Raw genomic sequence first — 10,069 nt, forward strand, 5'->3', positions numbered from 1 at the left:
TATCCTGGGGTGGTCCGGGTGGTGGCGACATGATCTGGGACAAAACCCGGTCTAGCCACGTCGCTTTACGTGCATAGCCAGGCCCAGGGGCTTGTATAATAACGCATATTTCCGACTGGAGGACTGAATGCGACTTTTGCGTCTCTCACGCTCGTTTCTGACGGGGCTGTTTGTCGTCAGCCCGGCCGCAGCACAGTCGGCCTCTCTCGACATGTCAGGCCAGAAGACCGAGGCGGCTGTCCTTGAGGTCGAAGCGGTCCGGCTGAAAGCCATGCTGGAGGCCGATGTGGAGACGCTCGAGCGCATCACCGGGGACGACTATGTGCATGTTGAAAGCTCGGGCAAGGTGCGTACGAAGACCGAGTTTCTCGACGGTTTCAGAAACCGGGACTATCGCTTCGAAAGCTTCGTCATCGAGCAGAACGATGTGAACATGCTGGGCTCCGTCGCCGTCGTGACGGGGCGGTATCATAACATCATCGAAACGCCGGCCGGTGTGCAGCCGATCAAGCATGCGCGCCATGTCAGAGTGTATGCGCTGCGAGACGGCCAGTGGATCAATGTGACCCATCAGGCCACCGAGATCCCCTCCAACTGATGGAAAGCCTGGCGGGGCGTCGTCTAGATGCGGCCGTGCTTGGCCAACCCCTTGCGCAGGGATCTGGCCTCGATGATCAGTTTCGTCTGCTCGGCTTCCTTGCGGTCGATATCGCGCGCGGTTTCCAGAACCTCTTCTGCCTTGTCGCGTGGAACGACGACGAGGCCGTCAATGTCTCCGACGACAAGATCGCCCGGCTGTATCGTGACCTCCCCGATCGTGACCGGGACGTTGCTGGCGATGGAGCGCAGCCGTCCCAGCGACGTGCCCGGACTGACCGAGCGAGAGAAGACGGGGAAGTCATAGTCGCGCCGGATCTCGGCGATATCGCGGACCCCGCCATCCAGCACGGCGGCCTCATGGCCATTGGCATAGGCGCCGGCGGTGACCAGACCGCCCCAGACCGCGACATTCTCTTCTCCGCCCACCGAGATCACGAAAACCGAGCCAGGGTCGGCCTCGTCGATAAGGTCCAGGTGATGCTGTGGGACGATGTGCTCGCTCGTCGGCTCTTCCAGCACGGTGACCGCCGGGCCGGCGATCTTGCGGTCATTGATACGGGGACGAATGGCATGATCGAGAAAGCCGGTGCGACCACAAACAATATCCATGGCGTCGGCAACGGATGCCGTGGCCACTTCGCGAAACCCCGCGACCAAGTCCTTGAGGTCCATGTATCTTCCTTTGTTTTCAGCGTGTTACTTCCGTGATGCTTGCCAGCATCCCTTCAAGCATCTTCTTCGGGAAGGGCGCAACCAGGTTTCCCCCCTCATCGAAGGCCTCATGGGCCTGCGGGACGGAAACCATGGCGGTCAGGACCCGGGCGCCAAGCTGAAGTTCCAGCATATTGCGCAACGCCATCAACCCGCGATACCCGCCAAATCCGCCCGGCGAGGCGCTGCCAAGGGCAAAGACAGGCTGGCCGAATGCTGCTGCCATGCCGCCATTTTCGGGAATGCGCGAAACCCATGCGAGGACATTGGCAAGAAGGGGAGAGACATTCGCATTATATTCGGGGCTGGCTATGAAAATAGCGTCGTGGTTCCGGAACTGTTCATGGAGCTTCATTGCGGGCTCCGGAACGCCGTCATTCGCTTCGATATCGCCGTGATAGATCGGCAGGTCATATGCCCCGAGGTCAAGCCGTGTCACGCTGGCGCCGTCCTCTTCGAGACGCCAGGCGACCAGATCGGCAAGGCAGGCGTTGAACGAGCCCGTCCGCAATGACGCGGCGAAGACGAGAATTTTGCTTGGCATCTATTTTCTGCTCCTGAGCGATCTGCTCATATGGATGTGTGACAGATTTGGTCCCGTTTTCTAGCCGGAACCGTGGCCCCCGTTTCAAGTGTTTTCAGAGCAGAACTGTCGAATTCAGAAACTGGGGCACCAAAAGTCGCCAGCCTAAGCCGATTGGCGCAGCGGCACGGAGGCCGATTCACACAGGTGCCGCAAGGCCTCGGCCGTCTTGTGCCAGCTATACTGCCGGGCGACGGCTTCGCCGGCCTCCACAAGAGCGGCTCTTTCGGTCTCGTTGTTCAGCAGAGAAACAAGATGATCGGTCCAGACGTCGGTGTCATGGGCCGGGGCGAACCGCGCGCCGCCTGCCCAGATTTCTGGCAGGGCACCAGCCTCGGCGGCAATGGCTGGACACCCGCAAAGCATCGCTTCGCCGACAGGCAGGCCGAAGCCCTCGGTCAGCGAGGGCATCAGAAAGACAAAGGCCTGTTCGTAAAGCGCGCGCAGCTCGGCATCGTTGACCCCGCCAAGAAAGACGGTCGTATCTGACGGTGGTGGGCTTTCGGCCGGTGGTTGTCCGATGAATGCGAATGTCAGCGCCTCAAGCTCCGGCCGGCGCGAGAGGGCGTCGAGCAGCGCGAAATTCTTGTGCTCCTGCTGTGAGGCAAAGGCTAAGGCGAAGTTTCTCCCTTCAAGCCCCTTGCGCGCCAGCACTGTCGGGTCAGCTTCGACGTGATGGACGTGGTCGACGCCATTATGGATCACCTGGGCCTTGTTGCCCTTGGGGGTGACGCCGTGAAAGTCCAGCGCGTCCGCTGACGCCGCCGAGACAGTTGCGACCGCGCTTGCACGCCGTGAGATCTTGGGTTGCAGCCAGCCATACCAGGCCCTGAAGGCGAGCGGGTAGGAAGTCGGCGTGTCGTGGGTCTGCGCATCATGGATCATGACAATGTTGCGCGGATGCTTGAGCGGGGCCGTATTGGCCAGATTGATGAGAAAGCCGGTTCTGGCGGCATTTGCGAGCGACCACTGCTCCCAGAGCTGCCCTTTCGGGCCGGGGACGTGGCGAACCTTTATGTGCGACAGCGGAATGTCGACATCGGCATCGCCTGGCGCCAGGAGGACATAGCTATGGTCTCCAGGGCGGTCGCCAAGAAGATCGTCAAGTGCTCGCAAAACCTCACGCGCAACGCGCTGCACGCCCCGCGGCGGGGCATTGAGAAACCGTCCGTTGATATAGAATGTTTCTGCTGGATTCACGCGTGCGTCCCAAGTTTTGAGGAGTAATTCTTACCCATAGAAGTGATTACACCAATCTAGATGCGCCTTAAATTCATTTCTCTTTCCAGACGAACACTCGCTTCCATTGTACCGAACTGCGTGTTCCAGCAGCTGGTTCGAGCATTCCCGTGATCCCCGGCGCAGAAGGCTACTGCTATCTCCTCGTCACGCCTTCCTGTCCCATCGCCGTATTTTACCCGGCCCTCAAAGCCGGGATGCAATGTGAATGCCGAGGGTGGAAAAGGTCTTTAAATACAGGGGTTCGCCGCGCGTCTGTATGAGTTTTCAGCCCCGCCGCAGCTGTGAGCCTCCCGGTCTTTCAGGCTGCTCGCAAAAAGGGCACTCGCCCATGATTTTACGCGGGCCAGACAAGCGCCATCAAAAAAGAGTGATCATGGGCCGGTGACCGCTCGAAGTTTCTTCCGGTTTGTTCTAACGGTGAACAGGTAGATTTAAGGTGGTGGACGTTATGTCAAAGTGGGACAGGTTGGATGCACGGTTTCCAACCAAAGTAAAAGCCATGCTGTCTTACACGGCAGCAGCCGGGATCCTGTTTCTGGTGGGCTGTGTGTATTCTTCAGATGGTCAAACCCCTGAGGCACCGGTTGCGGGGGAGGATGAAGATACCAGCCAGATTGATGTCTCACGCTTTGAGATGACCTTCCGGGAAGATTTCAATTCGCTCGATGTCTCCCCCTGGGGCTGGCATGATCCGGAGGAAAAGACGGATCCGTCGCGCTGGATCGCGCATACGCCGTGGGCGGGCGATTTCGGGGATGCGGTCTTTACCGACCCCCAGGACGGCTTTCCCTTCACCATTGTCGACGGTGTGCTCAGGATTGAAGCCAAGAAGGACGAAACAGGACAGTGGCGGTCCGGCCTTCTCAGTTCCGATGGGCCCGACGAGCAGGGCTATGCGCAAAAGTACGGCTATTTCGAAGCCCGCATGAAATTCCCGCCCGGAAAAGGGGTCTGGCCGGCCTTCTGGCTGGCGGGCAAACCGGTCGATGGGGAGGGCGGCGAGCTGGATGTCGTCGAATATTACGGCCACGCCCCCGGCGTTTATCACGTCGTGTCCCATGTCTGGAATCTCGACGACATGGACAATAGCTGGTCGGAAAACGTCATGCTGGAGGATATGGGCTCCCTCACGGATGACTTTCACACCTATGGCGTGCTCGTCGACCACGACATGACGCGGTATTATTTCGACAGGAAGCTTGTTCACGAGACCGAGACCCGCAAGGCGTTCCGGGCCAGGATGATCATGCTCGTCAATCTTGCCCTCGGCAGCGGTTGGCCGATCGATGAAACGCCCGATCCTTCCTATCTCTGGGTCGACTATATTCACGCCTATCAGAGAAAATAACAGGTCTTCATTTCGCCAGCCGGGTGCGTATTCTGATGCCAAGCGGGCTTGGAACGGATATTGCTTCGGTGGGGCGAAAGGGAGGGGGTAATGCGAGTGTTAGGCAAGACAGACATGATCCAGGGCGCGCTAGAAATAGAAGCAGAAAGCTTTTCCATGGCCACAGAAGAGGAGCGTCTGCCGCGGCCCTTCGTGGCAATCGCCACAAAAGGGCGGGCATCTGAAGTTTACAGGCTGCTTGACTATCTGAACGCACAGACCCTTCCCCCAGCGGGCATCGTCGTCATGGGGGCTGGTCCCGACGACATTGCCGGGCTTCAGGCTCACGAACTGGTCAAGTCGGGTGCGTGCGCGCTTGAGATGGCTGAAAAGCCGGGTCTTCCACGGCAGAGAAACCGCTGTCTGCAGCATCTGGACGAGCACTTCGCCTTTGGGGGCGAAGACACATTTGTCGCCTTCTTTGACGATGATTTCAGGCCGGGCGCCGATTGGCTGATGAATGCCGCGCGCGCCTTTGCGGCGGATTCACAACTGGCCGGTCTGACAGGCTGGGTCCTGGGCGATGGTGTCCGTATTGGCGGCATCACTGAAGACAATGCCAGTAAATTCCTGACCGGTGACCTCGACCCCATGGTCCACTGGACCGATATTCCGGATCAGACCGAGATGAGCAGCGCCTATGGCTGCAACATGGCCTTCCGGGGCAGCGTCGCCACCACCTGCAAGTTTAACGAAGAGCTGCCGCTTTATGCCTGGCAGGAAGACCGGGATTATACCGGACAAGTGCGCCGCATCGGAGATGTCAGGCTTCTGCGGGCCTGTCAGGGCGTCCATCTGGGCGTTCAGTCGGCACGCCAGAACGGTATGCGCCTCGGCTACTCCCAGGTGGCCAATCCCGTCCATATCCTCTGTAGAGGGAACATGTCGTACGGGGCGGGGCTGAAGCTCATCTCGCGAAATCTCGCCGGCAATATTCTCTATTCGCTGATCGGGAAGCGCAATCAGGACTATCCGGGGCGCCTGCGCGGTAACATGACCGCTTTTTTCGACTTGCTCAGGGGCAAATGCCACCCGGAACGCATCCTGGATTTCAAGCCCTAGGGCTGGCGAAGGCGGGCCGTGTCTCGAAAAGGCCCGTTATTTGCAGAGATAAAATCAAAAAATACGAGGGAACCGGTTTTCAGACTACAGGCCGAAGGGTGACCGACATTGGCTGGATCGCAAGAGCAGAACGCAACGGCTGAGCAAGCCAGTGCAGACAAGATCAACGCATTCGTCCTCGTGGCGCGTGGCATGGGCGCGAACACGTGGAGCCGGGTCTACGATTCCGGTGAGTTAATCGGCATGAACGAGCGGTTCGCCTACGGTTATTTCCATGCAGAGGATCACGGATGTCGCGTGACCTACTCGACCGATGCGCCGCAATCCCTGCCCGGGCGGGTCATGCGGCTGGGCTTCCGGGCAATCCTTGGCTTCGACCTTGTTCATGCGTGGCGAAACAGGACGGGCATCCTGGCGTCCGATGTGGTTTGGACGCATACGGAGTCCCAAAGTCTCGCCGTATCCCTGCTGCTGAGCCTGGTCCGACCGGAAAAACCACCAAAACTGATCCTGCAGACCGTCTGGTTCATGGACAAGTATCCCCGCCTTGATCCTCTGCGAAAGAGGCTCTGGCGCTGGCTCTTGCGCAAGGCCGATATCCTGACCTTCCTGGCGACGATCAACCGGGATGAGGCGCGCGAGCTTTTCCCAGATACCCGGTGTGAATTCATTCCGTTCGGTATCCCGAACGACGCGGCTGTGACGCCGTCCGAACGCCCGCCCCATAAGCCCATGCGGATCCTGTCGCTCGGCAATGACCGCCACCGCGACTGGCCTGTGCTGATCGAGGCGTTCGGCAATGACGATGACTTTGAAGCCAAAATCCTGTCGACAAAGCTGCCGCAATCGGCGGTGAAGCATACGCCGAACATCCAGGTGCTTCAGGCGACTTCGAACGATGAACTCTATGAAGCCTATGCATGGGCGGATGTCGTCGTGGTGCCTCTCAGCGAGAACAAGCATGCGTCAGGAATCACCGTTGTCGAGGAAGGCGTGCTCAGAGGTGTTCCGGTGGTCGCTACCGATATCGGAGGACTTCGCAGTTATTTCTCGGACGAGGAAATCTGGTATGTGCCCGAGGGGGACAGAACGGCTATGCGCGAGACCGTCAAGACGCTCGCCAACGCGCCCGGGGAAGCGCTGGGGCGGATGAAGAAGGCCACCGACAAAATGCTGCATGGGGATCTCAATTCCCGCGCCTATGCGCGCCGCCATGCCGAGCTGTCGAAAGAGCTGCTTGAGCGCTGAGCCGGAAAGACGCTCCGTTTCCCTGTCGCTTTCTGGGAGGGGCTTTTAGCCGTACTGGAAGCCCATCTCCTGAAATTTCTGCCTGGCGGTCGGGTGCATGGACAAGGGCACATTCATGCGCGGCGAAAACAGGGTGTGAAAAAGGTAAGCCCCTACCGCGACGGCGCGGGCGCGCGTCTGTTCTGTCTTCAGGGTGGCGTTGAACATGCTCAGGGAGCGGAGGAAAATGCTCAGCCTGGAGTCGAATGTTTTCCCTCTTTCTGTGCGGATCTCATAAGAGGCCAGGGGGAATTTCTCGATATCGAATATGCGTCTGCAGGCGACGATATCGTCCTGATAGTCGCGGCCATCCTCAAACCCGTTCGTCGTTTTCAGCCGACCGACCGGGCGGGTGTGTTGAACGGGCACGGAATCGATGATCGCGAAGTCTTTCTTGCTCTCATAAGCAATATTGCACCAGATCAGGTCTATGCCGACCTCGTAGCCCATCGAATAGAGGGGCATGATCTGGAACAGCGTCTTTTGCGAGAAGATCGGGCACATCATCTCGATGAAATTGACGTATCGCATATGGGCGCCCGGAACCTTTAGCTGGCCGGCATAGGAGAAGTAGCTGTCATGCGTCAGCGCGGGCTGACAGATCTTCAGGTCGTTGCTGTCGGCGAGAGTGAATAACTCACAGAGCTCTTCGGCAGTGCACAGGATGTCGTCGTCGAACAGGGCGACGTATTTGTACTTCGAGAGCAGCTCATGATGGGCTTTGAATAGCTCCATATAGCCGGCGATCTTCGCGCCAGGGCGAAATTCGAACATGACGTCGTCGTCGGTCGGCTTGGGCGTGTCCGGGCTATAAGCCGAGATCAGGAGATCGTAGTTTCTCTCCTCCGCCGGCACGGCCCATTGATTGTGAAGCCCCTTTGCCCCGGCACGGCAAATCATGAGGTAGTCTTTGGAGTGGGAATGATCGGTCATAACGGCATTGAATAGTGTAAAGCCGCGAGAATGTTTTGGAAGGCGTGTTTGTCAAGCTTAGCGGTCTATTTTGTATTATAGATGCAAAAAATATGACCGCTTTATCAGCCCTCATCACAAAACTGACCGGATATATTTCGCTATTTTGTCACCTCGGCGCGGGAGTGGCACACTTTATTGTTGATATAGCCATCACTATCGGGTTTGACGGCAGCGTTGGGGGGCTTGGGCGCCTGGACGGACGTGGAGGGTGCCTTATGGCGGGCTAAGGATGGGGCAGGTACACCTCATCCTGCCAGCGCAGATAATGTTGAAATTGGCCGGCCATCCTCTACTGCAGCGGCAATGAGGCAGCATGGTTGGCTGCGATGATTGGGAGGGGCGCGCAGGAACACGACTTGCGATAGTGTCCGGGTGGCCTTCCATGTTTGAGGAGCAGATATGTCAGTTCTAGCAAAGCGCGTTCTTGTGACCGGTGGCGCCGGCTTCCTGGGATCGCACCTGTGTGAGCGGCTGCTGGAGCGCGGCGACGAAGTGCTCTGTGTCGACAATTACTTCACGGGCCGGCGCGCCAATATCGACCATCTGCTGCCCAATCCGCGCTTCGAGGCGATGCGCCACGATATTACGCAGCCATTGGTGCTTGAGGTCGATGAGATCTACAATCTCGCCTGTCCGGCCTCACCGGTCCATTATCAGTTCGATCCCGTCCAGACGTTGAAGACGTCCGTGCACGGTGCGATCAACATGCTGGGCCTGGCCAAGCGCTGCAAGGCAAAGATCTTTCAGGCCTCCACCTCCGAAATCTATGGCGATCCCACCGTTCACCCGCAGCCGGAGGCCTATTGGGGCAATGTGAACCCGCTTGGCCCGCGCGCCTGTTATGACGAGGGCAAACGGGCGGCGGAAACCCTGTTCATGGACTATCACCGTCAGCACGGCGTGGATGTGAGGATCGCGCGTATCTTCAACACCTATGGCCCGCGCATGCACCCGAATGACGGGCGTGTGGTCTCCAACTTCATTGTTCAGGCCCTGCAGGACGAGGACATCACCGTGTTCGGCAAGGGCGACCAGACGCGGTCCTTCTGCTATCGCGACGATCTGGTGGAGGGCTTCCTGAAGCTGATGGACACCGAGGATTTCACGGGTCCCGTCAATATTGGCAATCCGGGGGAGTTCACGATCCGCGAGCTGGCCGAGATCATCATTGAGCTGACGGGGGCCAAGTCGCGCATCGTCGAGCGCCCGCTGCCTGCCGACGACCCCAAGCAGCGCCAGCCCGATATCACACTCGCGCGTGAGAAAATGGGCTGGGAGCCCAGGATCGAGCTGCGCGAGGGATTGTTGCCAACCATCGAGTATTTCCGGGGGCTCCTTCGGGAAACCATGAAGCTATAGAGCTGGCTTCGAGCCGTCCCCGCTAGGTTCTGTACCCATAAGCGGGATTCCCATATTGGACGGGTCATGATTCACTTGCCTTGAAGGAGGTGTCTCATGGCCCGTTTTGATTTGAGCGATGCGGAGTGGGCGATCATTGCGCCCTTGTTGCCGAACAAGCCGCGCGGGGTGGCGCGGACCGATGACCGCCGGGTGCTGAACGGCATCTTCTATATTCTGCGGACGGGGTCGCCCTGGCGTGACCTGCCGGAACGCTACGGCCCTTACACGACGGTCTACAACCGCTTCAACAGATGGGCGAAGGCTGGCGTCTGGATCAATGTTTTCAACGCTTTGGCGCAGCAGAGCCCGGAATCCATGGCCTTCATCGACAGTTCTATCATCCGCGCCCACCAGCACGCCGCAGGCGGAAAAAAGGGGGGCCGGATCACGCCATCGGTCTCTCTCGCGGGGGACTGAGCACCAAGATCCATGCCGTGGTCGATGAGGCCGGCCTGCCCATCCGCCTGGCGCTCTCGCCCGGCCAGGCCAGCGACAAGGCCACCGGGGCCGCCCTGATCGCCAGCCTGAGGCAGGCCCGTCATGTCGTCGCCGACCGGGGCTATGACGCCCGTGCCCTGATCGAGCAGATCGAAGCGGCCGGGGCGGAGGCTCACATTCCCACCCAGCGGGACCGCAAAGTCCAGCGCTCAGTCGCAAGGGACATCTACCGCCAGCGCAATCTGGTCGAGCGATACTTCAACAAACTCAAGCACTTCAGACGATGCGCAACACGCTTCGACAAGCTCGCAAGGAACTTCCTCGCAGCCATCGCCCTCGCCTCAACGCGACTCTGGACCAGGGTTTATGAGTCCACAACCTAG

At 59.0% G+C, this 10,069-nt stretch carries 10 protein-coding genes; 6 read left to right on the top strand and 4 right to left on the bottom strand.

Annotated elements, in window-relative coordinates; translation table 11 throughout:
- Window positions 1–127: 127 nt before the first annotated feature.
- Complete coding sequence (locus B8784_RS10750; protein ID WP_084397960.1) at window positions 128–598, top strand: nuclear transport factor 2 family protein; 471 nt, start codon at window positions 128–130, stop codon at window positions 596–598.
- A gap of 23 nt (window positions 599–621) precedes the next feature.
- Here the strand turns inward: B8784_RS10750 and B8784_RS10755 are convergent, their stop codons facing one another.
- From B8784_RS10755 to B8784_RS10765, 3 genes are all read right to left on the bottom strand, one after another.
- Window positions 622–1,272 carry an RraA family protein gene (locus tag B8784_RS10755; protein WP_084397961.1) on the bottom strand — a complete coding sequence of 217 codons (651 nt, stop codon included), beginning with the start codon at window positions 1,270–1,272 and terminating at the stop codon, window positions 622–624.
- Between the two features lie 16 nt (window positions 1,273–1,288).
- Window positions 1,289–1,855, bottom strand: a complete 567-nt coding sequence (locus B8784_RS10760) for an NADPH-dependent FMN reductase (RefSeq protein ID WP_084397962.1) — start codon at window positions 1,853–1,855, stop codon at window positions 1,289–1,291.
- A 144-nt stretch (window positions 1,856–1,999) separates the two neighbouring features.
- Window positions 2,000–3,094 (bottom strand): glycosyltransferase family 4 protein, encoded by a 1,095-nt coding sequence (locus B8784_RS10765; RefSeq protein ID WP_084397963.1) that lies wholly within the window; start codon window positions 3,092–3,094, stop codon window positions 2,000–2,002.
- A gap of 589 nt (window positions 3,095–3,683) precedes the next feature.
- On the opposite strand from B8784_RS10765, the gene B8784_RS10770 reads away from it, so the two are divergent.
- The 3 genes from B8784_RS10770 to B8784_RS10780 all read left to right on the top strand — a co-directional run bounded on the left by B8784_RS10770 (window position 3,684) and on the right by B8784_RS10780 (window position 6,833).
- Entirely contained in the window at window positions 3,684–4,484 is an 801-nt protein-coding gene (locus B8784_RS10770; protein WP_233356066.1) for a glycoside hydrolase family 16 protein, read from the top strand.
- A 156-nt stretch (window positions 4,485–4,640) separates the two neighbouring features.
- Complete coding sequence (locus B8784_RS10775; protein ID WP_143435426.1) at window positions 4,641–5,585, top strand: glycosyltransferase family 2 protein; 945 nt, start codon at window positions 4,641–4,643, stop codon at window positions 5,583–5,585.
- 108 nt (window positions 5,586–5,693) lie between these two features.
- The gene (locus B8784_RS10780; protein WP_143435427.1) at window positions 5,694–6,833 is read left to right on the top strand and encodes a glycosyltransferase family 4 protein; all 1,140 of its coding nucleotides are present in this window, start codon (window positions 5,694–5,696) and stop codon (window positions 6,831–6,833) included.
- Between the two features lie 45 nt (window positions 6,834–6,878).
- On the opposite strand, the gene B8784_RS10785 is transcribed toward B8784_RS10780, so the two are convergent.
- A complete protein-coding gene (locus B8784_RS10785; RefSeq protein WP_143435428.1) occupies window positions 6,879–7,772 on the bottom strand; it encodes a hypothetical protein in 894 nt (297 codons plus the stop codon).
- Window positions 7,773–8,246: 474 nt separating this feature from the next.
- Between B8784_RS10785 and B8784_RS10790 the strand changes: the two genes are divergently transcribed.
- The gene (locus B8784_RS10790) at window positions 8,247–9,206 is read left to right on the top strand and encodes a UDP-glucuronic acid decarboxylase family protein (RefSeq protein WP_084397968.1); all 960 of its coding nucleotides are present in this window, start codon (window positions 8,247–8,249) and stop codon (window positions 9,204–9,206) included.
- A gap of 96 nt (window positions 9,207–9,302) precedes the next feature.
- Window positions 9,303–10,069 (top strand): IS5 family transposase gene (locus B8784_RS10795; protein ID WP_407646482.1). Its coding sequence is split into 2 segments (ribosomal slippage): window positions 9,303–9,612 and window positions 9,612–10,069, totalling 768 coding nucleotides; the frame shifts between segments, so codons are not numbered across the junction.

This window comes from Henriciella aquimarina (assembly GCF_002088975.1).
In the GTDB taxonomy this organism is placed as follows: domain Bacteria; phylum Pseudomonadota; class Alphaproteobacteria; order Caulobacterales; family Hyphomonadaceae; genus Henriciella; species Henriciella aquimarina.